Origin of the sequence: Undibacterium sp. Di26W (assembly GCF_049340265.1) — a bacterium.
Lineage (GTDB): Bacteria > Pseudomonadota > Gammaproteobacteria > Burkholderiales > Burkholderiaceae_D > Undibacterium.
In genome coordinates this window covers 135,784-157,326 of record NZ_JBMPOR010000009.1, presented here as the reverse complement: position 1 = coordinate 157,326, position 21,543 = coordinate 135,784, and the positions used below count along the sequence as shown (strand labels likewise).

General features: G+C 53.5%; 18 protein-coding genes and 18 tRNA genes. 31 read left to right on the top strand and 5 right to left on the bottom strand.

All coding sequences use genetic code 11. The features are described from left to right. Positions 1–5 precede the first annotated feature (5 nt). Entirely contained in the window at positions 6–305 is a 300-nt protein-coding gene (locus tag ACO0LM_RS13315; RefSeq protein WP_423037775.1) for a DUF4031 domain-containing protein, read from the bottom strand. Positions 306–796: 491 nt separating this feature from the next. On the opposite strand from ACO0LM_RS13315, the gene ACO0LM_RS13310 reads away from it, so the two are divergent. Both ACO0LM_RS13310 and ACO0LM_RS13305 read left to right on the top strand, forming a co-directional pair. Continuing rightward, complete coding sequence (locus tag ACO0LM_RS13310) at positions 797–1,951, top strand: SPFH domain-containing protein (RefSeq protein WP_423037774.1); 1,155 nt, start codon at positions 797–799, stop codon at positions 1,949–1,951. Between the two features lie 74 nt (positions 1,952–2,025). Next, entirely contained in the window at positions 2,026–3,108 is a 1,083-nt protein-coding gene (locus tag ACO0LM_RS13305; RefSeq protein ID WP_422984487.1) for a hypothetical protein, read from the top strand. A 61-nt stretch (positions 3,109–3,169) separates the two neighbouring features. Here the strand turns inward: ACO0LM_RS13305 and ACO0LM_RS13300 are convergent, their stop codons facing one another. Next, positions 3,170–3,613: a hypothetical protein gene (locus tag ACO0LM_RS13300; protein ID WP_423037773.1), complete on the bottom strand. Its 444-nt coding sequence runs from the start codon at positions 3,611–3,613 to the stop codon at positions 3,170–3,172. Positions 3,614–3,663: 50 nt separating this feature from the next. Continuing rightward, a complete protein-coding gene (locus ACO0LM_RS13295) occupies positions 3,664–4,365 on the bottom strand; it encodes a YceH family protein (protein WP_423037772.1) in 702 nt (233 codons plus the stop codon). Between the two features lie 204 nt (positions 4,366–4,569). Between ACO0LM_RS13295 and ACO0LM_RS13290 the strand changes: the two genes are divergently transcribed. The 5 genes from ACO0LM_RS13290 to ACO0LM_RS13270 all read left to right on the top strand — a co-directional run bounded on the left by ACO0LM_RS13290 (position 4,570) and on the right by ACO0LM_RS13270 (position 12,258). Beyond that, complete coding sequence (locus tag ACO0LM_RS13290; protein WP_423037771.1) at positions 4,570–5,343, top strand: hypothetical protein; 774 nt, start codon at positions 4,570–4,572, stop codon at positions 5,341–5,343. A gap of 57 nt (positions 5,344–5,400) precedes the next feature. Then, positions 5,401–9,771, top strand: coding sequence for an MG2 domain-containing protein (locus ACO0LM_RS13285; RefSeq protein WP_423037770.1), 4,371 nt, complete (start codon positions 5,401–5,403; stop codon positions 9,769–9,771). Positions 9,772–9,914: 143 nt separating this feature from the next. Next, entirely contained in the window at positions 9,915–10,517 is a 603-nt protein-coding gene (locus tag ACO0LM_RS13280) for a sigma-70 family RNA polymerase sigma factor (protein ID WP_423037769.1), read from the top strand. Then, positions 10,514–11,881, top strand: coding sequence for a hypothetical protein (locus ACO0LM_RS13275; protein ID WP_423037768.1), 1,368 nt, complete (start codon positions 10,514–10,516; stop codon positions 11,879–11,881). The genes ACO0LM_RS13280 and ACO0LM_RS13275 overlap by 4 nt, the downstream gene beginning before the upstream one ends. 71 nt (positions 11,882–11,952) lie before the next feature. Further along, complete coding sequence (locus ACO0LM_RS13270; protein ID WP_422984499.1) at positions 11,953–12,258, top strand: high-potential iron-sulfur protein; 306 nt, start codon at positions 11,953–11,955, stop codon at positions 12,256–12,258. Between the two features lie 86 nt (positions 12,259–12,344). On the opposite strand, the gene ACO0LM_RS13265 is transcribed toward ACO0LM_RS13270, so the two are convergent. After that, positions 12,345–12,650, bottom strand: a complete 306-nt coding sequence (locus ACO0LM_RS13265; protein ID WP_423037767.1) for a helix-turn-helix domain-containing protein — start codon at positions 12,648–12,650, stop codon at positions 12,345–12,347. A gap of 175 nt (positions 12,651–12,825) precedes the next feature. On the opposite strand from ACO0LM_RS13265, the gene ACO0LM_RS13260 reads away from it, so the two are divergent. From ACO0LM_RS13260 to ACO0LM_RS13145, 24 genes are all read left to right on the top strand, one after another. Further along, complete coding sequence (locus ACO0LM_RS13260) at positions 12,826–13,071, top strand: hypothetical protein (RefSeq protein ID WP_423037766.1); 246 nt, start codon at positions 12,826–12,828, stop codon at positions 13,069–13,071. A gap of 447 nt (positions 13,072–13,518) precedes the next feature. Beyond that, positions 13,519–13,593: transfer RNA gene (locus ACO0LM_RS13255), tRNA-Glu, on the top strand. An 18-nt stretch (positions 13,594–13,611) separates the two neighbouring features. Further along, positions 13,612–13,687: transfer RNA gene (locus ACO0LM_RS13250), tRNA-Ala, on the top strand. Between the two features lie 6 nt (positions 13,688–13,693). Continuing rightward, positions 13,694–13,769 (top strand) — tRNA-Phe (locus ACO0LM_RS13245). A gap of 34 nt (positions 13,770–13,803) precedes the next feature. Continuing rightward, a tRNA-Pro gene (locus ACO0LM_RS13240) sits at positions 13,804–13,880 on the top strand. Between the two features lie 28 nt (positions 13,881–13,908). Beyond that, positions 13,909–13,984: transfer RNA gene (locus ACO0LM_RS13235), tRNA-Ala, on the top strand. Positions 13,985–14,063: 79 nt separating this feature from the next. After that, positions 14,064–14,137: transfer RNA gene (locus ACO0LM_RS13230), tRNA-Lys, on the top strand. Positions 14,138–14,202: 65 nt separating this feature from the next. Then, positions 14,203–14,278, top strand: a tRNA-Asn gene (locus ACO0LM_RS13225). A gap of 6 nt (positions 14,279–14,284) precedes the next feature. Beyond that, positions 14,285–14,361, top strand: a tRNA-Gln gene (locus ACO0LM_RS13220). Between the two features lie 9 nt (positions 14,362–14,370). Continuing rightward, a tRNA-Ile gene (locus tag ACO0LM_RS13215) sits at positions 14,371–14,445 on the top strand. 10 nt (positions 14,446–14,455) lie between these two features. After that, positions 14,456–14,532: transfer RNA gene (locus ACO0LM_RS13210), tRNA-Ile, on the top strand. Between the two features lie 54 nt (positions 14,533–14,586). Continuing rightward, a tRNA-Trp gene (locus ACO0LM_RS13205) sits at positions 14,587–14,662 on the top strand. A gap of 8 nt (positions 14,663–14,670) precedes the next feature. Continuing rightward, positions 14,671–14,746 (top strand) — tRNA-Arg (locus tag ACO0LM_RS13200). A gap of 81 nt (positions 14,747–14,827) precedes the next feature. Further along, positions 14,828–14,917: transfer RNA gene (locus ACO0LM_RS13195), tRNA-Ser, on the top strand. Between the two features lie 6 nt (positions 14,918–14,923). Continuing rightward, positions 14,924–14,998 (top strand) — tRNA-Asp (locus tag ACO0LM_RS13190). Positions 14,999–15,208: 210 nt separating this feature from the next. Next, positions 15,209–15,284, top strand: a tRNA-Thr gene (locus ACO0LM_RS13185). Between the two features lie 5 nt (positions 15,285–15,289). Continuing rightward, positions 15,290–15,377 (top strand) — tRNA-Ser (locus tag ACO0LM_RS13180). A 4-nt stretch (positions 15,378–15,381) separates the two neighbouring features. Beyond that, positions 15,382–15,616 (top strand) — tRNA-Arg (locus tag ACO0LM_RS13175). A gap of 74 nt (positions 15,617–15,690) precedes the next feature. Then, positions 15,691–15,766 (top strand) — tRNA-Met (locus ACO0LM_RS13170). A 126-nt stretch (positions 15,767–15,892) separates the two neighbouring features. After that, positions 15,893–16,921: an RNA ligase (ATP) gene (locus ACO0LM_RS13165; RefSeq protein ID WP_423037765.1), complete on the top strand. Its 1,029-nt coding sequence runs from the start codon at positions 15,893–15,895 to the stop codon at positions 16,919–16,921. Positions 16,922–17,403: 482 nt separating this feature from the next. Beyond that, positions 17,404–18,045, top strand: a complete 642-nt coding sequence (locus ACO0LM_RS13160; RefSeq protein WP_423037764.1) for an amidohydrolase family protein — start codon at positions 17,404–17,406, stop codon at positions 18,043–18,045. Further along, the gene (locus ACO0LM_RS13155; RefSeq protein ID WP_423037763.1) at positions 18,042–18,899 is read left to right on the top strand and encodes a helix-turn-helix domain-containing protein; all 858 of its coding nucleotides are present in this window, start codon (positions 18,042–18,044) and stop codon (positions 18,897–18,899) included. The genes ACO0LM_RS13160 and ACO0LM_RS13155 overlap by 4 nt, the downstream gene beginning before the upstream one ends. Before the next feature lie 2 nt (positions 18,900–18,901). Continuing rightward, positions 18,902–19,276: a nuclear transport factor 2 family protein gene (locus ACO0LM_RS13150; protein ID WP_423037812.1), complete on the top strand. Its 375-nt coding sequence runs from the start codon at positions 18,902–18,904 to the stop codon at positions 19,274–19,276. A gap of 298 nt (positions 19,277–19,574) precedes the next feature. Continuing rightward, on the top strand, positions 19,575–20,042 hold the full coding sequence (locus ACO0LM_RS13145; RefSeq protein WP_423037762.1) for an Lrp/AsnC family transcriptional regulator: 468 nt from the start codon (positions 19,575–19,577) through the stop codon (positions 20,040–20,042). Here the strand turns inward: ACO0LM_RS13145 and ACO0LM_RS13140 are convergent. Continuing rightward, positions 19,996–21,435: an ABC transporter substrate-binding protein gene (locus ACO0LM_RS13140; RefSeq protein WP_423037761.1), complete on the bottom strand. Its 1,440-nt coding sequence runs from the start codon at positions 21,433–21,435 to the stop codon at positions 19,996–19,998. The genes ACO0LM_RS13145 and ACO0LM_RS13140 overlap by 47 nt on opposite strands. Positions 21,436–21,543 lie beyond the last annotated feature (108 nt).

Sequence of the window (21,543 nt, the reverse complement as noted above, 5' to 3'; positions counted from 1 at the left end):
AGTTTTCATGAAAACAAAGTCAATTGTTCTTGGCGAGCAGATGTTTGCAAAGAGAGTTCGGTTTTCAATTGACGCGCACAAGCTATGATTTGTCGCCTGCCACCTTCAATCGCTCCTAAATATAAAGCTTTTTCTCGAAAAAATACCGTCAAGTCATAATGTGGAAAAGAAGTAGATTGAAACCAATCTTTACGTAATCCTAGTGATTTTGCGAATGCGTGCAGTTCGTCGATAGAATCGGCAACCATATGGCACCACAACTCCCCTCGCAATTCATACCTTGCTCTGTCTACATAAACCGCCATAAAAACCAATTCATAAGTTTACGTTATGTTTTTAGATTATTAGATCCAATTTCTGCGATCATAAAAAGAACCGGACGATAGCATATGCGCATACATATCGAAAGAATTTACTATACTTACGAAGTAGCTATAGAAATCAAAAAACATTTCAAAAAAATACTTATTTCAACATTTTAAACTAAATTAATCTTGAGCTAGTTTCTAGGCATAATTCTTAAGCCGAACTGAAGCTCTCATATGAGATACAAGTTAATCAGCTGGATTTTCAACTTCTTTCGTATCAAATGTCCCTGAATCAACATTTACAAACGCTTACACCACAAAATCCCCTCCTCACCCTTGTGATAATGTACCAATTCAGCAATACTTCGCCTACGCCGAATGCGCTGGTGGATTATGATTATCCACACCTGTTCGCCGAATAGCTGCTGGCCGCTATCAATGGAATTGCCTGCCAGCATCCTGCAAGAATTTTGTTTTTGGAGAAGATTATGGGTCTGTGGAATAAGCTCAGCAATGAATTTATCGATATTGTCGAATGGCTGGATGACAGTCCCGATGTGATGGTGCATCGCTTTGAGCGCTATCAGAACGAAATCAAGATGGGTGCCAAGCTGACGGTGCGCGAGGGGCAGATTGCCGTGATGGTCAATGAAGGCCAGATGGGCAAGGGCCAGGTGGCGGATGTCTTCATGCCTGGCATGTATGACCTGTCGACTGAAAACATGCCTTTGCTGAGTACGCTCAAGGGTTGGAAGTATGGCTTTAACAGCCCTTTCAAGGCAGAAGTGTATTTCTTCAAGACCACCCGCTTCACCAACCTGAAATGGGGTACGGCTGGCCCGGCCACCATGCGCGACCCAGAATTTGGCGTAGTGCGTGTGACTGCCTTTGGTATCTATGGCATACGCATTGTCGATGCCAAGGCCATGCTGTCTGAGCTGGTGGGCACCAAGGCTGACTTTACCACGCAGGATATCGAAGAAAACCTGCGCGGTAAGATAGGCATGCGCATCAAGGAAGTGATGCCTGAAATTGGCGTGCCAGTGATAGATCTGGAAGCCAAGGTCACCGAAGTGGGCAAGCGCATACAAGAAAAGATCGCTGCTGATTTTGTGCAATATGGTCTGGAACTGTGTGAAGTACAGGTGCAGGATATAGGCTTGCCGGAAGAAGTGGAAAAAGCCATTGACCAGCAAGGTGCCATGCGCGTGATAGGCAACATGAATCAGTTTGCCCAGTACCAGGGCGCTCAGGCTTTGCGTGACGCCGCACAAAACCCCGGCATGGCAGGTGCCATGATGGGTGTGGGCGTGGGCGGTATGTTAAGCCAGAGCATGGGTACCATGTTTGGTAATAATCCACAACCGGCAGCAGCACCTGCTGCAGCTCCAGTATCTGCACCTGCGGCGGGCGGTGGCATGCCACCACCTTTGCCAACGGCAGCACAATACTTTGTCGCCCAAAACGGTGCCCAGACTGGCCCGTTTGATTTGCCTGTGCTGCAATCGCATGTTGCCGGTGGCAGCCTGACGCGTGACAGCCTGGTGTGGCGCCAGGGTATGGCAGCCTGGGGCAAGGCGGGTGAACAGGCTGATTTGTCTGGCCTGTTTGCTGCCATGCCGCCGCCACTGCCACCACAATAAAACCTGCTTTATGATGCGGCGTCGCACCCGGCTGGGGGCGGCGCCATTTCTGTTTTGTTCTGGAACCATCACACGTGACGACAAAAACCTACCCCTGTAATTCATGCGGTGCCAAGCTGGAATATGCGCCTGGCCAGCACGCCCTGCAATGCCCGTATTGCGGCAGCAAGAACGCCATCCCTGAAGACCAGGAAGCCACCGTTGCGGCGGTAGAAGAGCTGGATTACCAGTCTTATCTGGCCAACCAGGCGGGCAATGAACCCATGCTCGCCAGCCAGAATGTGAAGTGCACGGGTTGTGGGGCAGAATCGCAACTGGCAGCCAATCTGGTGTCTGACCGTTGTCCGTTTTGCTCGGTGCCGTTGATAGCCGCTAACGCCTATGCAGCGCGCAAGATCAGGCCAAAGGCGATTGCACCGTTTGATATCAAGGAATCGGAAGCGCGTTCAAAATTTACCAACTGGGTGACAGGCTTGTGGTTTGCCCCGAATGCGCTGAAGCAGGCGTATAGAGCCGCACGCGGACTCAAAGGCATCTACACCCCTTACTGGACCTATGATGCCGACAGCGATACTACCTATCAGGGTCAGCGCGGTGTCGATTACACGGTGACAGAAAACTATACTGAAAACGGTGAAACCAAGAGCCGGCAAGTCACCCGAACCAACTGGTACCCCGCCGTGGGCGCGGTGCAGGTGTCGTTTGATGATGTCCTGGTGGTAGGTTCAAAAACCCTGCCCACTTCCTATGCAGAAAACCTGGCACCGTGGCGTCTGGATAAATTGCAGGGTTATCGTGACGACTATGTATCCGGCTTCACGGTTGAAGCGTATCAGGTCGGACTGGAACCCGGCTTTGTCGATGCCCAGGGCAAGATGGAAGACGAAATCCGCAATGCCATCTGCCGCGACATTGGGGGCGACCACCAGCGCATCATCGCCATGCAACCGCGCTATTCCAATATCAGCTTCAAGCACATCCTGCTGCCTATCTGGCTGTCTTCGTACAAATACGGCGACAAGACCTACCGCTTTTTGGTGAATGGCCAAACGGGCGAAGTGCAGGGCGAACGTCCGTATTCAGCATGGAAGATTGCCGGGGCGGTGTTGCTGGGTGTGATTGTGGTTGGGGTGTTGATTATGCTGGGGCATAAGTAAAAATTCCACTCAAATACGGCTTTGGTGCTGAATCAATGATTCAACACGCACCAAAGCCGAATTATTGAAACCCAATCAAAAATTTCACCGGGCGCCCAAATTTGTCTATTGCCGGTGATGTTTCAAGTACGATAAAGCCAACATCAAAATATGTGTAGATATATTCGTAGGGGTCTCGTTCTGCTTCAAAGCAAAAACTGAGGACAAAGTCGCATTCAAGCATGCTAGCTTTTCGGGCACAATCAATCGTTGTCAAATGCCACGCGCCCTTATCCTTCATAAATGTTTCCAGCAATTGCACAGCTCTTAGTGCAAGAGATTCCAAATGCTCGATCACGCAATTAATCTGCTCTACGGAAACAACGTCTGGCGTATCAGCATTGCCCCGAACCATAATTTCAGGGTCATTGGCAAAACTAAAAAACCATTCTCTGCCTAATTTATCGTCATGAACCGTATTTAGTTGAAAGTCTTCAGACGTAAGCGATCGCAAATCAGGCCTCATGATGACCACCCTATACTAAGAACATCGAACATAAACAACTACTAATCTAATTACTCAAACTGCTTCTTAAACTCCGCAAATTGCAGGCTCAAATCGCTGAACTGCTGCTTCAATTGCGTGACTTCTGCTTCCAACTGACCAAGCCTGTCGCCTTTTGATCCACTGCCAGCGCTGACTGGGTGGTTGGCTTCTGCCTGGTCCAGGCTTTCTTCATCGCAGGACAACAAGTGGGCGTAGCGTGGTTCCTTGGTACCCGGCGTCAGGTTCAGGCGGGCGACCAGGGGCGGGTATTTGTCGATGAGGTAATCAAGGCATTTTTCCACTTCAGCCACAGTGGCAAATTCATGCAGGCGGCCGACGCGGCTGCGGATTTCGCCTGCGGTCTGGAAGCCGCGCAACATGAGGATGCTCAGTACAGCCACTTTGGGTTGGTCCAGCATCCATTTGATACGCATGCGGTGTTCATACTTGGCGACGCGGGCACCAGCCTGGTGGATGGCGTTGACCAGTTTTTTGGCGGCCAGCCTGTCTATGGCTTCCAGCACTTCGGCTTCAGTCACAGACATGACCGGGTCGCGGCTGGTGAGCTGGTTGCAGGCGTTCACCATTGCATTCAGGGACAGCGGGTAATTGTCAGGCGTGGCCGCTTCTTTTTCAGCCAATGCGCCCAGTACGCGCACTTCGACTTCATCTAAAAACTGGGTATCTGCTGCGGTCTGGCTGCCTGGTTCGACGGTATTTTCTGTGCTCATGGTTCTTCCTGTTGTTATTACTGCGGCGGACGCATACGCCGCATTGGTCTTATTGGCTTCATATTATCCTTAAAAATTGAAAATTGGACATTGGATTGCAAGAAAGCTGATTTTTGATCTCTTGCAAATATTTTTCAAAAACCTTAACCCCGTTTCTTTTACTGCTCCGTTTAATGAATAAGACCCTCATTTTTTGGAGTGAACATGAAAACCTGGATAACTATCGTAGCAACGCTGATCATGACTCTGCTGGCCCCCATGGCCAGTGCCGGGCAACTGGCTGCTGTCAGCATCATCAATCAAGCCACGGGCGAACGCCTGCCCATCTGGCGCCATCAGGGGCTGAACTATATCGCGGGCAGGCCCGGTGACCGCTATGCGGTAGAAATCAGGAACAAGACGGATGAAAGGATTTTGTCTGTACTGTCCGTCGATGGCATCAACGTACTGACCGGCAGCAATGCCTCGCCGACACAGGCGGGCTATGTGCTCAACACCTGGCAAACCATGGAGGTGAAAGGCTGGCGCAAGAATATGGATGAAGTGGCAGCGTTTTATTTCTCGCAATTGCCTGATTCGTATGCGGCCCGTACTGGCCGCCCCGACAATGTAGGCGTGATAGGCATTGCCCTGTTTCGTGAATATGTGGAACCTGCCCTTGTCAGGCAAGAAGAGTATTCGCGCAATTCCGCCGCTGCAACACAAGTACCAGCCCCTGCCCCTGCTATCACAGGCAGCATGGCAAAACGTGCTGACAGTGCAGAACTGGCTGATTCCAGGATAGGCACCGGCCACGGAGAACGCCTGCCCAGCGCCGTCAGGTCTACGGATTTTCGGCGTGCCACGCCCATGGCGAATGAAATCATCAGCATTCAATACGACACTTATGCCCATCTGGTGGCACGCGGCATCATCCCACGCATCCGCCATGACCAGCCCAATCCTTTCCCCGGCGGCTTTGTGCCTGATCCTGAGTAATTACACCGCATACCGTCTGCTTACAAAAAAATCCCATTCCACAGAAGGATACCCATCGTGAAAAAGCCCAGCACACTTATATTAGCCCTGATACTTGGCGGCTGCCAATTGACCAATATGACGGACCAGACTGCAGAACATGCACAACCAGATGCCGCAAAAACAGACAAGGACTTGCAGGCGAGTGCCGACCAGAATGGCCAGGACAGCAAGGCCACCAAAATAAAAAAGGACGTGCTTCCTGCGTTGGTAGCAGAAGCAGCACCGGATGCAGCGAAACGCGACAATACGGTGCGCAGCAAAGCCCTGCCAGAACTGATCAACAGCTATTTTGAATACCAGGTCGGTCATCGCATGTATATGCAGGTGGACAAGCCTTTGTACAAACCGGGTGAAACCATCTGGTTTAAAACCTGGGATTTAAAGGTGCGCACGCTGACGGGCAGCGACCAATCTCAAACCCGGGTGGAACTGATTTCCCCCAAAGGTGCCACGGTCTTGAAAAAGACTGTGGCCATGGTGGCAGGCACGGCGAGCAATGATTTTGAAATTCCCCCAGATGCGCAGGGTGGTGAATACACCTTGCGTACCACCAGTGCAGATGGGCAAACGGTAGCGCGTGCCATCATCGTGTCGGCGTATGAAGCGCCGCGCATGAAAAAGAAACTGGAATTTATCAAAAAATCGTATGGTGCCGGTGAACAGGTCAGCGCCACGGTAGAAGTTAAACGTCCCACCGGCGAGGTGCTGGCAAACAAACCAATCACTGCCATCATCACGGTAGATGGTGTAGAGCTGCCACGCGTCAAGGCCACGACCAATAGCGAAGGTGATGCCCTGGTCAAGTTTGACCTGCCGAAGAAAATAGATACTGGCGACGGCTTGTTGACGATACTGGTGGAAGACGGCGGCATCACTGAATCGATTTCAAAATCCATACCAATATTGCAGAAAAAACTGGCGCTATCTTTCTTCCCCGAAGGCGGGAAAATGGTGGCCGGCCTGCCTACCCGTTTGTATTTTGAAGCCAAGAACAGGTTGGGCAAACCTGCCGATGTCGAGGGTCGTCTGGTGGATGACCAGGGTAATATCGTAGCCCGCTTTGCAACGTATAAAAATGGGCTGGGCCGCATTGCCTTTACCCCAGCCACCGGTCGCAGTTATCATGCCGAAATCAGCAAACCCGATACGGTGACAGAAACCTATACCCTGCCACTGGCCGAAGAAAGCGGCTGCGTGTTGCGCAGCTATGACGACCTGGACGGCCAGGAAAAAGACTTGCGCATCGCCGTGCAATGTTCAGAAAAACAAAAAGTGGTGGTCGCAGCAACAGTGCGTGAAAACCTGTTTGACGCCGGGGCCATCGACGCTGGCCCCGACAAGCCTGCCGTCATTTACTTGCGGGCCAGTGACGCGGCTATCCGCAATGCAGCTGGTATTGCACGGGTCACGGTATTTGACCAGGCTTTGAATCCGCTGGCAGAAAGACTGGTGTTTCGTAATCGCCGCAACCGGCTGGATATCAAGGTGGAAGCGGACAAGAAAAGCTATGCACCACGCGGCCAGGTGGCGCTGTCCATCACCACCAGAGATATCAGCGGCAAACCCATGCCTGCCGAACTGGCCCTGGCAGTAGTCGATGATACGGTATTGTCTTTTGCTGATGACAAGAGCGCACACTTGCTGTCGCGTCTGTTGCTGGAATCCGAATTGCCCGGCAAGGTGGAAGAGCCCAACTTTTATATGGACCTGGGTGAAGAGAAAAGTGCATTGGCACTGGATATGCTGATGGGTACACGGGGTTATCGCCGCTTTGATTGGATGCCCGTCGTCAATTCTGAATATCCACGCAGGGTGCCCATGGGTGTCGCCAGAGGTGGATTTGCCAATCCGGTGATGGTGAGAATGCTTGAAGCACCGATGCCGGTCCCTGTCCCCAGCCCGCCTGTTGCGATGGCACCGCCGCCGGATATGAAAAAAGTAGCGGAAGGCAAACCATTCATGCAGGTTGCACAAAGGCCTAACGCCATCAAGGCAGAAGCCCAGATGGCCCAGATAGTCCAGCATCTGCAAGCGCCACGCGCTGCGGTTGCCGCAGACGTAAGACCGGCAAATGCGCCCGTCATGATCATGATCCCGGAAGAAAGAGCGGTAGCGGGTAATGTGATGGCGAAAGAACTGGTCGACAAGGATTTTGCAAGGGCAGCCGCAAAAGTGGAATTTCGCTTCCAGGAAGAACCGCTGGCCCTGGCACCGGTACGTGTGTTCCCGGTTCCAGCTTATCAACTCAATCAGGCAAACCAGGCCAGCCATGATGGCCCCCGCGACGATTACCGCGAAACCATCATGTGGGCACCATCCATCAAAACCGATAAACAGGGCAAGGCCAATCTGAAATTTTTCTTGTCGGATGCGGTGACTTCTTTCCGTGTTTCTACTGAAGGCGTGGGTTCGGCCAGCGGCCAGTCTGCTACCGGGCTGGCAGGGCGCACTGAGACTGTCATCAAGTCGTCACTGCCGTTTTCTTTGTCCGCCAAACTGCCGCTGGAAATATCTGCCGGTGACCATCCATTGATACCGGTAACGCTGACCAATGAAAGCGAGCAATCGATGCCGGTATCCATGGACAGCAGTTTTGGTGCCATGCTGAAGGAAACAGCCAAGTCCGGCAACGGCAAGTTGTCCGAAGTGCTGGCGGCTGGTCAGCGCAAGAGCCTGTTCATACCGGTGGAGGTGACTGGGGTACGTGGGCAATCTGAAGTACGTCTGTCTGCCACTGCAGCGGGCCTGAAGGATGAAATCTTGCGCAGCATCCCGGTGGTGGCACCTGGCTTTCCACAATTGTTCCAAAAGTCGGGGCAGATCAAAGGACAGGCCAGCCATGAACTTGACCTGAGCAAGGCCAGTAAGGGTAGTGTGCAGGCGACCATCAAGGTCTATACATCTTCCCTGTCTACCATGATATCGGGTCTGGAAGGCATGCTGCGTGAACCGAGTGGCTGTTTTGAGCAGACCTCATCCACCAATTATCCCAATGTGATGATCATGCAATACCTGAAGCAGCATGATGTGGCAGACACTGCCTTGCTGGAACGTACCGGCAAGTTGCTCGACAGTGGCTATAAAAAGCTGGCTGGTTTTGAATCACCGAAAAAGGGTTATGAATGGTTTGGTGGCGACCCCGGACATGAAGCCCTGACTGCCTATGGCCTGCTGGAATTTGCCGACATGAAACCGATCTACGGCGCAGTTGACCGGGCCATGCTGGAACGCACTGCGGCATGGTTGAAATCCCGACGTGATGGCAATGGCGGCTACCAACGCGATGCCAAGGCCCTGGACACTTTTGGCAGTGCCGCACCAGCAGTCACCGATGCCTATATCACCTGGGCGCTGGTGTCGGCAGGTGAAACCGGGCTGGACAAAGAAATTACCCGCTCGGCCAAACTGGCAGAAAGCACGCAAGATGCCTATCAGTTGGCACTTGCCACCGGCGCCATGCTGGAAAAAGGCAGCGCGTCTGCCGTCACTGACAAGGCGCGTCAGGCTGCGGTGGATAAACTGGCGGCCATGCAATCGGCATCTGGTGCATGGACCAATGCAGATCATTCCATCACCCGCAGTGGTGGCAGCAATTTACAGATAGAAACCACCTCGCTGGCGATATTGAGCATGTTGAAGGCGGGTGGCCATCTGGAACAGGCACGCAAGGGCATAGACTGGCTGCAAAACAATCGCAGCGGTTTTGGACAATGGGGTGCCACGCAGGCCACCGTACTCGCACTGAAAGCCATGATCGCCTTTGACAATGCCACCCGCATTGCGCCCAAAGCCGGCAAGATCAGTCTGTTGATTGATGGCGTCGTGGTGCGTGAACAAAGTTACGAAGCTGGCAGACGTGAAGCCGTCATGTTCACCGATATCGATGATTTGCTGACACCGGGTAAACACAGCATCAGCCTGCAATCAAAAAGCACCGATGCCCTGCCCTATTCGATCGCTGTTGAATACCGCAGTACCGAGCCTGCGTCGTCGAAAGATGCGGTCATCCATCTGAATACCAGTCTGGCAAAAGCTGACATGAAGATGGGCGAAACCGTGCGCATGGATGCCATCGTCAGCAATACAACGCAGATTGGCCAGCCTATGAACCTGGTGCGTCTGGGCTTGCCCGGCGGCCTGACTTTCCAGAACTGGCAGTTGAAGGAAATGCGCGAAAAAGGCCAGATCGCCTTCTTTGAAACCCGTGCGCGTGAAGTGATACTGTACTTCCGTGACATGAGGCCTGGCGAAGTGCGGAAACTGGCGATTGATCTGGTGGCAACAGTACCGGGCACCTATACCGGCCCGGCCTCATCCGCCTACCTGTATTACAACGATACGGATAAAACGTGGACAGCTCCCATGAGCATACACATCACGCCTTGACGCGATGCAGCAGGCCCCGCTATCTGACATCACACAAGTGGTGTCAGATAGCGGTAAAACTCGCGCATAAAAGCGCGGTATTTTCAAATGCAGCCAGTATAAAATCCGCAATAAGCCGGGGAATATCCGTTAAACTAGACGGCATGATTTCCACCCCACAAACTGACGAAACCCTGATGCTGCTGTACTGCGAGGGGGATCTGCAAGCCTTTCGCGAGCTGTATCAGCGTCACAGCAATGGCCTGTACCGGTTTATCAGTTGGCGTTCGCCACGCCGTGAATGGGTGGATGAAATTGTGCAGGATAGCTGGGCAGCATTGCACACCGCCCGCCCACATTACACACCTCTGGCAGGGTTTCGTACCTATCTGTACCAGATTGCACGCAACCGCCTGATTGACCTGTTGCGCAAAAAAGAAATTTTTCTGGTTGGTGACGACGAACAAAACGATGTGTTCGACAACGCTGCAATCGACAACGCCACGCATGCCAATCAAGATGCACAGTCGCCGGAAGCCGCACTGGATAAAAAACAGCAAGCCGACAGGCTGCATGCAGCCATACGAGTTTTACCGAATGACCAGAAAGAGGCATTGGTCTTGCAACAGTTTAATGGACTCAGCCTCGAAGAAATTGCAGCCATCACTGCAGTACCTGTGGAGACTGTCAAAAGCAGATTACGCTATGCCATGCAAAAATTGCGCTCCCAATTGCATAGCCAGACGAAGCAAGGTGAGCCAGCATGACTTCCAAAGATACCAACATCAACGATAGCACCGCTATGCAGGACACCGAATTTGAGGAGTTCCTGCAAGGTCAAGGCGCGCTTGCTGACTTGCTGCAAGAACTGCCACAAGATGCACCTTCGGCCACGCTGGATGCAGCAATATTGGCGGACGCCGAGGCGGCCCTGGCCCCACCTATGAGACTGGCTGCGGCTGAAGCCCCCATGATCCAGCCGGCTGGCCAGGCACCGCAGTTATCTCAGCAGCCGCCACTATCTCAGCAACCGCAGCAAGCTCCGTTGCCATCGACAGCGGCCAATGATGGCCAAAACCCTGATGCATCGTCACAGCGGCCTGCATTTTTATCACGCTGGAAGCTGCCTCTGGGTTTGGCCGCCAGTGTGTTGCTGGCGGTGCCCTTAGTCATAATGCAAAAACATCCGAAGGATGCATACCCGCAGCTTGCAAAAAATGAGCTGCCATTACACATGCCTGAAGAACGCAAGGCCGTGGCAGCAGCACCGGCCGCCGACATGGATAGTGTGGCAGCAAACATCCCGGCACAATCGCCGCGCAAGCCCACAAGCAGTGCCAAAACCGGGCCACGTCTGGCGGACAAAGATAGCACCAACACCGGCACCAGCACGATAGTCGCCATGAACCGGCCTGAGGTAGTTGCCCCAGTGCCTGCCGCTGCCGCTGCTGCTCCTGCCGCTGCCGTTACTGCTGCACCAGTCGCAACAGAACAAGTGATCGTGGCGGCTGCACCACCTGCCACCGTGATTGCGGCCGCCCCGCCTGCATCGTTAGCTGCCGTATCTACTACTGCACCTACTACTGCACCTACTACTGCATCTACTACCCTATCTGCTGCCGACATATCGGCCATGGCTAAAATGGCAGCAAATGCAGCATCGGATGACAAACAGGCGACCGGTGGACGGGCTGCTGACCGGGCACGCGCATTTGCCACCGGTTCCGTCGCGATGAAAGAAGAAGCACCACTACAATATGCCAGAGCGAATGCAGCCGAGGCCAGACCAGCCGCACCACCAGCAAGCATGGATATGCGCATGGCGAAAAGTGCAGCACCGGTCAACGTGCCACCCTTGGCAGCCATCAAGCCATCGCTGGAAGCCCACTTGACAGAAAACAGCCGTATTGGAATACCACTGCCAGTAGCAGCTGCACCGCCCTTGATCCAGGCACCACCAGCTGCAATAATGGTTCCAGACGCCCAGTGGCGATTGGCCAAAATAGACAAACTGATCAAGGCAAAACAAAACAAAGAAGCGCTGGAAGAATGGAACAGGTTCCGCATTGCCTATCCGGATTATGTGGTGGACAAGTCCCTGCAAAAGCAGATTGAGAATTTGCAAAAATAAGCCCGGGCGCAATTGAATTGATAAACAGCAGTACACTGACCAACACAATATCTTTGACCAAAGGCGCAATCATGAACTCAAATCAACAACGCAGAGTATTTATCATGCGCCTGGCTGGCGCGGGCCTTGCCCTATGCGCCCTGCCTGGCCGCGCCGCCAATGAGGTGCCATTAAAAGAAGATGAAAAAGAAGCCAAACAGCATGCCTATGTGGAAAATGCCGCCAAGGTCGATGTGAAGCGCTTCCCCGAATTCAAGAATACGCAAAAATGCGGCAGTTGCCAGCTCTATGAAGACAAACACAACGGCTGGGGTGCATGCGGTATCTTCCCAGGAAAACTGGTGAAGGAAGAAGGCTGGTGCGATGTGTGGGGTTGATGTCTGGGGCTTACTGCCAGCAGTTACTGCCCGATCTCCATACCCGGACAAACCTATTCAAGGCCACACCAGGCTTCGTGCTGCACTTACGTGTCGGCAGTAATCTCTTCTGTTTCAATATAGCGTTCAATCTTGAACAGCTCGCTTTCATTACATTGAAACACCTCAATAAAGGCCGACAGAAATTCCACCTTCCAGTGATCTGCCTTGTTGTCGACGATGCGCAATAACTGCGAATGCGATACGGTGACTTTCTTGCTGATCAGTATGCGATGCAGGGCAGAGACAGAACGAATTTTGTGTTCCGCCATGAGTTCGCGTAGTCGTAATACGACCCTGATACGTTGATGGCCTGGGGCTATTTCCGGTAAAACTGCTGATATGGTATGCATGTCCGAACCTCACTTCGAAGGCGCGCATCATAGCAATAAACGAAGAAATATTGCACCTGTCGCAAAAATACATCAAATATTTACGTAAATTCGTCATGCCATGCTTGTTTTATTCAAAAAGCTGTGGCAAGATACATCCATCGACTAAGCAACACCCACTCTTTTAGGAATGATCGTGAAAACAACTTTGCTCCAACAACTGATACCAAGCCTGCGCTTTAATGCGCAAGCCCGGGTATCGGCCACGGCCAGCAAAGCCGCGGCGAAGAAAGCTGCCCGCAATACGATTCCATTCTTTACATCGCCAGAACACGCCGATAGTGAAATGTTCAATGATGTCAACCCCATGAATCTGCAAGATACATGGTTTATACAAACAAGCATACGAGGGGCAACCCTTGAGGTCACAGGAGCAAGTTAAACCCGCTCCCCGACCCCAGCGCTGAAAAGCCCGGATGCCTTCAACAGCTCCGGGCTTTTTTGTTTTTTGTTTTTCCTTTTTTTGATCGGCACAACGCAGATCACAGCAGCCAAACCCGTGCAAGCGGTCGTGACCGGACAACACCGGATCATGGAAATTCTTTAACAATTTGGGAAGTATTATTCAAACTCATTCCACAGGCATCCTCATGTGCCTGTGGAATGAGAGTGGATACCAGGACGTACGAACTTTGACAGTTCACAAGGGTAAAACTCCCTACGTCCGCTTCATGATGAAAGAGACTTTGCAATCAATCATTTCGAGGTTTTTTTCATGATTAGGACTTACGCAAAGTCGTCCTGGCAAGGCGACAGCGACGACGACAGTACTTTAGTACGGCTAGGAGCTGCAACGCAGGCAGGGCGGCTTTGCGTAAGTCCTAACGATGTCTTTGTCGTCTAAAGGTTAGAACAGCTGACTTTCTATCAGCTAATGGCTGTTCGATTCCGCTCAAGGACTCCAATTTTTTGAAACCAATACGGGGGTGTAGCTCAGTTGGTAGAGCGCCTGCTTTGCATGCAGAATGTCGCCGGTTCAATTCCGGCCACCTCCACCATTTTTTGTGTCTCAAGCTAAACAGGTGAAAGCACCGGTCTGAAAAACCGGGGAGCGTGGATCGTTACCACGGGGACGCACCATATTAATAACTTCAAGCACGACCAGAAATTCAATCGGAGTATAGCGCAGCCCGGGAGCGCAACTGCTTTGGGAGCAGAAGGTCCGAGGTTCAAATCCTCGTATTCCGACCACTATTTATGAATTAGCAGAAACAACTACGGGGGTGTAGCTCAGTTGGGAGAGCGCCTGCTTTGCACGCAGAATGTCGTCGGTTCGATTCCGTCCACTTCCACCAATTTTTATCATAGTAATCATAGGAGCATCCCATGAAACGAAAGACCATGCATCGCCAGATGCCAAACCATAAAACCATTCGGGATGTAGCTCAAAGGTAGAGCATTCGGCTTTTAACCGAACGGCGAGAGTTCAATTCTCTCTATCCCGACCACCACAGAATTTCGATTAAAGCGCAATCGTTTTAACCGGTGTTTTGTACAAACCAAAATTTTCAATTTCTCGATAACTCAGTCGGTAGAGTGGCGCACTGTTAATGCGCATGTCCCTGGTTCGAATCCAGGTCGAGGAGCCAATCTTCAGGGGATTCGCCTAGCGGCCTAAGGCACCTGGTTTTGATCCAGGCATTCCAAGGTTCGAATCCTTGATCCCCTTCCACTTTAACGGGTTCCTTTAGCTCAGGGGTAGAGCAACCGGCTCATAACCGGTCGGTCGCTGGTTCAAAGCCAGCAAGGGACACCAACACTTCTTTACTTGTATAGCTCAATTGGTCAGAGCGCTGCCTTGATAAGGCAGAGGCTGGTGGTTCAATTCCATCTGCAAGTACCAGTTTTCACAAGACTTGCGCAAGAAGCTAGCAGCTGCTTTTCGTCAGGTCCCTTTATCTCAGTAGCTCAATTGGCAGAGTCGCGGTCTCCAAAACCGAAGGTTATAGGTTCAAGTCCTGTCTGGGATGCCATTTTTTTTCTCGCCTTAGCTCAGTTGGAAGAGCGCAACAATACGAATGTTGAGGTCGCAGGTTTGATCCCTGCAGGCGGGTCCAGTTTTATCGTGTGATCAGGTAATCACTGCTACCTCACCAGCAGGATGTGTAACGCACATGCACGGTAATTTTTTTAATCAAGGAAGATTCGCATAATGGTATTGCACCGGGTTGCTAACCCGGCGGGCTCTCCCCGAGCCTATGTGCGTTCGAATCGCACATCTTCCGCCAATTTTTGCCCTATTAACTCAATGGTAGAGTATTCGCCTGTCCAGCGAAATGCCAGCGGTTCGATTCCGCTATAGGGCGCCAGTTGTGCCCCAATCAGAAGTACTGGATAAGCGTAGCGAGCGACGCCAGTTTGTGTAAAGAAGCGCAGCCGTACGAATGTACGGTGAGCATCGCAGACACAAAATCGCGTCGCGCAGTAGCTTAGGCAGTGCTTCTGAACTCAATGGTTGAGTATTCGCCTATCTAGCGGGTTGCCAGCGGTTCGATTCCGCTATAGGGCGCCAATTTTTCGCCGGTTTAGCTCAGATGGTAGAGCAACTGATTTGTAATCAGTGGGTCGTGGGTTCAAATCCTGCAACCGGCACCAGTCATGGAAGCGTGGCAGAGTGGCCTATCGCACTTGTCTTGAAAACAGGAGGCCTGAAAAGGTCCGTGAGTTCGAATCTCACCGCTTCCTCCATATTGCGTCAGTAGCTCAAAGGATAGAGCCCCGGTCTTCTATACCGACTGCTGCGGGTTCTAGTGGACTGTAACAGTTGAAACAGAAGTGAAAGACGCTTGCCCGGCGATCAGGGCAAGGCGCAAAGCACAGCGATAGTGAACTATCGCGAGCATTTGCAACGCAGCCATGGTCGTCGCGCAAGCGGAAGGCACTCTGTTTTCAACTGTTACAGTCCACTACCACTGCCTGACGCACCATCTTTGATCGCCACACACAGACCCGTTTCGGCATTGCCGATTCGTGGCGATCATCCTCCATTCAAGTTTATATTCGAGATTTAGCTCAGTTGGTAGAGCATTCGCTTCATATGCGACTGGTCGCTGGTTCAAATCCGGCAATCTCGACCATTTCAACAAAACCCATACTTCCCTTTCCCCGCTTACCATCCCTATTTCACATCTAATCACATACAATCTGCATTTTGTCGCACAGGGCGCGGCAACGAAAACCATAAGAATAAAAAGGAATCAACAATGAGAAAATTAGTCACCATCAGACAAGTCAGCAACATCAGGCCCATCCCTGGCGCAGATGCCATAGCATGCGCAAGCGTGGATGGCTGGTCTGTCGTGGTCAAGAAAAACGAATTTCAGATTGGTGATGCCTGCGTGTATTTCGAGATAGATTCGTTTTTGCCTTTGACAGATGTGCGTTTTGCCTTTCTGGAAAAGAACAAGATCAACTGGAACGATAAAGTTGGCGTGCGCCTGCGTAGCATCAGATTGCGCGGTCAGCTATCTCAGGGTCTGATTCTGCCTTTGCGTGAATTCCCGGAACTGATTACACACGCTGCCACCGGAGATGTTGATTTTGGGGCGTTGCTTGGCATTGAAAAATGGGAACCCGCTATCCCTGCTTCGCTTTCTGGCGAAGTGGAAGGCCCATTTCCGGACTTCATCAGCAAGACAGAGCAGGAACGCATCCAGAATCTGACTGAGGTACTGAGCACGGATGCAAAAACGGAATTTGAAGTCACCATCAAACTGGATGGTTCCAGCATGACGGTTTTCCACCACGACAATGTATCTGGTGTGTGCGGTAGAAACTGGTGGATCAGGGAATCTGAAAGCAACAGCCTGTGGAAGGTGGCAAAGCAAAATAAACTGCTGACTGCACTGACTGCTTACGGTCGCAATCTTGCATTGCAAGGTGAAATCATAGGTGAAGGTATACAGGGTAATCCGGAAAAACTGCGTGGCCAGGAATTTTATCTGTTTGACGTCTTCAACAGCGATACCCGTCAATATCTGGGCAGAGCAGAACGCCAGCAAGTTGTGGCTGAGCTGCGCGCATTAGGTGCCAGCATCAATGAGGTACCATGGCTGGAAACTACGACACTGGAGCGTTTTCAAGCCGACGTCGCCAAAGTACTGGATTATGCTGAAGGTGGCTCACTGAACCCGGCAACATCGAGAGAAGGGGTGGTATTCAAACGCCTGGATGGCAGTATGTCATTCAAGGCGATTTCAAATAGCTATTTGTTAAAGCATAGCGACAGATAAGGTGATGTCATGGGTGGAAATGCATTACAGGCTGAATCAGTTCGATTGTCAGCATCAAGATATCGTGAAGTGGAACAGCATGCAGTGACCACATTGCAGCGGCTATTCTAAGCCGCTGCAATGTCTTTGGTGTCGACGTGGGACGTAGGACGTATTACCTGTGAAGTAATCGACACAGCCATCGTACAGTGAGAAGATTCTTCTGGCGACACCAGGTCGACATCAATCCACCGTACAACCGGTCTACTTGCAAGAGGTTTACCATCATGTCAGCTAACGCCAACCACGTGGCTAAATGCATCGCAACCCGATACTTAGGGGCTTGCAATGAGTCGAATGCAATATGCTGCCATTAGTAACTCAGGAGTCCGCGCACGCAGATTGCATGTTAATGTCCTGATATATTGGTATGTTTTAATCGGCAATCGTCGCTGGCCGGTCGCTGCCCCCCGTGACGTCCAAGCTAACCAGGATCTTCTCTCATGCAGTCATCGTCAGTTTTACTTGCGTTCCTGATAGTGCTGGCCTCGCCGGTAACATTTGCTTCCGCATCGCCGTTGGTCATCACTGATGTCACGGTCATCCCGGCAGACACCGACGACGTGCTTGCGCATCGCACCGTTACTATTGCAGGCGCCCACATCGTTCGCATCGAGCCCGCCTCGCGTGCACAGTGGCTGCCGTCTGCCAACCGCTATTTGAGCGCGGCGTTCCGGCAACGGGACCGCGCCACCTTGTTTTCGGCGTCCTATGATTTCGCCCGCGTGCTGACGCGCCAATTGTGGAAGAAAGGTGTCATACTGACCGTCGGTACCGACGCACGCTTGCCAGGGGTGATCTATGGCTATTCCGTGCATCAGGAAATGATCGAACTCGGTGAAATCGGCCTCTCTCCCATGCTGGTGTTGCGTGCGGCAACGGTGAACAGCCACCGGTTGGTTGACCCCGGCGGTGCCAGTGGAGCGGTGCGCGTTGGCCAACGGGTCGATCCGGTCCTGCTTGACGCCGACCCGCTCAGCGATATCCAGAATATGTCGCAGATCAGCGGTGTCATCGTCAACGAGCGCTGGCTATCGTCGGCGCAGATCGATCAACTGCTCAACTTCTATCAGGCAGCGGTATGACGCCACAGCACGATACACCTACCGGACCTGCTGCAGATCACCGCTACTTCAGTGACTTTGGCACGGCATTGCGTTATTGGCGGGGCAAGCGCGGCCACACCCAGTTGCGCTTGTCCATGGACAGTCAAATCTCGCAGCGGCACATCAGTTTTCTGGAAAGTGGACGCGCTCAACCCAGCAAAGAATTGATCATGAAGTTGGGTTTGGTGTTGGAGATTCCGCTGCGGGAGCGAAATGTAATGCTTCTGGCAGCAGGTTTTGCACCTGCCTATCAAGAACGAAAACTGTCCGACCCCGAGCTCAAGGCCGTCAAGCAGGCTTTGGACTTTATGTTGCAGCAGCAGGAACCCTACCCGGCGTTGGTGGTTGATCGACTATGGAATCTGGTGATGACGAATCGACCCGCCATCCAGCTCATGCAGTGGCTGCTGGATCTGCCAAAAGACCACCCTTTACCACTTGAAGGCGTCAACATCCTTAAGCTGACCTTAGATCCTGCCGCCTTGCGAAAGTACATCGTCAATTGGCAAGATGTATGTGCAGACCTGTTGCACTGGATACAGCGCGAAGCCATGGGTGATGGTCCAGGCAGTGAAGCGACTCGCTTGCTAGCCGACCTGCTCGCGTACCCAGGTATTCACGATGCAACAAAGACACCCAATCTGGATACACGGACACTGCCTTTTTTGGCCACAAAAATCCAAAAAAATGGCGTCGAGTTGAACCTGTTCAGTTCCATCACTACAATGGGAACTCCACATGACGTGACTGTGCATGAACTGCGCATTGAGACGTTTTTTCCCGCAGATGCGGCCACCGCCGAATGGTTCAAAGCCAGGGCGGTACAGAAATAAACATGCCCACACCTGATACCATCGAACGCTTCATTTCCCGTGTCGAATCCAACCTGCACGCCGAGGCTGTAGAAGAGTTCTACACCGCCGACGCATGCATTCAAGAGAACCAATCCCTGCCACGCATAGGGCGCAACCCGCAAGCGGCGCGAGAACGAGTCATGCTAGCCCGCACCGTATCTGCTACCTCCCAGTGCGTACGCCCTGTTTTCGTCAATGGCAACAATGTGGTGATACGCTGGATTTTCCACTTTGAATGGGCCGACGGTAGCTTCACCCATATGGAAGAGCTGGCCTACCAGCGATGGGAGGGTGAGCGCATTGCACAGGAGACATTCTTTTACGATCCGGCCCAGGCCGTGCCACAGAAGCGTTGATACAAGAAGACTTAATGATGGTCGATATCCCAGCTATCAAAATGTAGGCTTCACAAGCAGAAACATTGCATGCCTTCGCTTATGAAATACGAAATCGCACTCAAACATGCCACCGAAAACCAGGTTCGCGAAACCATCGTGAACCTCGTCGTTGCATCTAACAACAGCAAAGCTGGCCCAGGCAATGGCTCAATTTTGAATCGGCGCCAACACCTCCAGATGCGAGACATCGCGGTCTGCGTCAGCCCAGTCTCGCGCGCCATGGTGCACGTGCCCTACGACCTTACAATGAAAGCACATGGATTTCGACCACTTCGACCTCGCCCTCCTGGACGCGCTGCAGCGTGATTGCCGTGTACCGGCCGAAATCCTGGGCAGCCGTATCGGGCTGTCGGCCACCGCCGTGCAACGACGCATCCGGCGTCTGCGCGAGGACGGTGCTATTGCGGCCGAGGTGGCCGTGCTGGGTCCTGTGGACCCGTCACTGGTCACGGTAATCGTCGACGTCGCCCTCAAGCAAGGAGGCACCGCGGCCATCGACTGCTTCCGCCGTGCCACGCAAGCGCGCACGGAAGTCCAGCAGTGCTGGTATGTCACGGGCGAGTATGACTTCGTGCTCGTCGTGCTCGCCCGCGGCATTGCGGAATTCGAGCGGTTCACGCGTGAAGTCCTTGACGCCAACGTCGCCCGTTTCCGCTCCACCGTGGTGTTGGACGAGGTCAAGCGCAGCCTGCGGATTCCGCTGCGACGCGATCCACCGGTTTGAAGGTGTCCCGCTCGTGGGCGCGCAGTCGAACGTCGGCAGCGTGGAACAGGCGGTTCGCGTCGCGGCAGAACGGCACGCACAGCCACTTCGCCTCGATTTCGAGTAGCGCCTCCGTACACGCCGCTAGTCGCTCGTGTGCGCTCGCATGGCGCGCTTCAGACACACGCGCGGCAAACCAGCGCACCGGCGACTGCGCCAACGCGCCGGGTGCCTGCTTGTCGTAAATCCCAAAGAATTCCTCGGGATCGTCGTAGTCCTGCGACCAACCGCGCGCGACGACGTCGACCGCTCCTTGTGCTACGAGCGCATAGACTCCTGCGGGTTCGGGCTCGTTGACGACGCGCAGTGGCAACTTGGCGGCTGCCAATTCGTCGATGAGTGCCTCCAACACGCGCGTTAACGGCCCGCGCCCGGGCGAGAACACGATGCGCACGGGTTGAGACACGAACAGCGTGCGCCAGCGGTCAGAGAAATCGCGCGCGGACAGGGGTGGCGGCAGGCGCGCAGAAGCGCCGTCGTGGTAGGCGGCTGTCGCCAGCCCCTCGGGCAGCAGCAGCCGAGTGCACGCGGCTGCCGGCAAGGTAGCCGCGGCCACGGCATGCACCACGCGAGCAAAGTCGCGCCGTGGGCCTATGTCCTGCAGCGCTCCGCCGGCATTGAGCATCATCGCGCCCACCCAGCGATCGCGCAGCGACGTGCTGGCATGCCCTTCGAAGCGGGGATAGTGTTGCCGTTCAATCGCGACCACGTCGACCAAACGCTGCTGCAAGGCCTGGTGTAACGCATCGATGGTTCCGAAGGCGCGCAGGGAAAGATCATTGCGCAGGCGGCGCGGCTCTATGTTGTCGCTATGAGGTACGAGCCGCCATATGCCCGGGCCGTCGGCGATCGGACGCAGCGGTCCGCAGCCGACGACGGTGCCGTCTGGGTCTGCGCGCGCGACGCCGAGGGATGGGTGAGCGAGCAAGTCGGCGAAGGCCCCGAAAGGCGCCGCGAGACGGATGGCGACCTCGCCGCGCGCATCGTCCGGCACGATTGCCTCGACCAAATCGCCCGCGCGCGACGGCCCGCCACGCCAGAGCAGGCCCCGCAGCGACCCGGCGAGGGTCGCGGTCGAGCCCGGTGCGACCAAGCGCGCAAAGCTGCGCGCGACGTCGCTTGCGCGCACCGGTGCACCGTCGTGGAAGGTGGCGGACCGGAGCCCGAAGACGTGCGTCACGCCGTCGCGGGACACAGTATGCCAGGCCGCGAGGTCGGGCACAGGCACTACGCCGGCGCGATCCGCATGCAACAAGCCACGCGCTGTCGGCGCCAGGAGCGGTACCGCAGCGTGCGCGATGCGTGTGGGGTCAGAGAGGCAATGTTCGGTCAACGCGCCGATGACAAGTGACATGGAGGAAGCTTGTTGGTGGGAAACAGCCACAGTATAAGCTCACCTCTGCGCCGTGAGGCGGCAAAAAGTCGCCCCAGTCGCGTGGCCAGACGGCGTTTCGCGCACCGG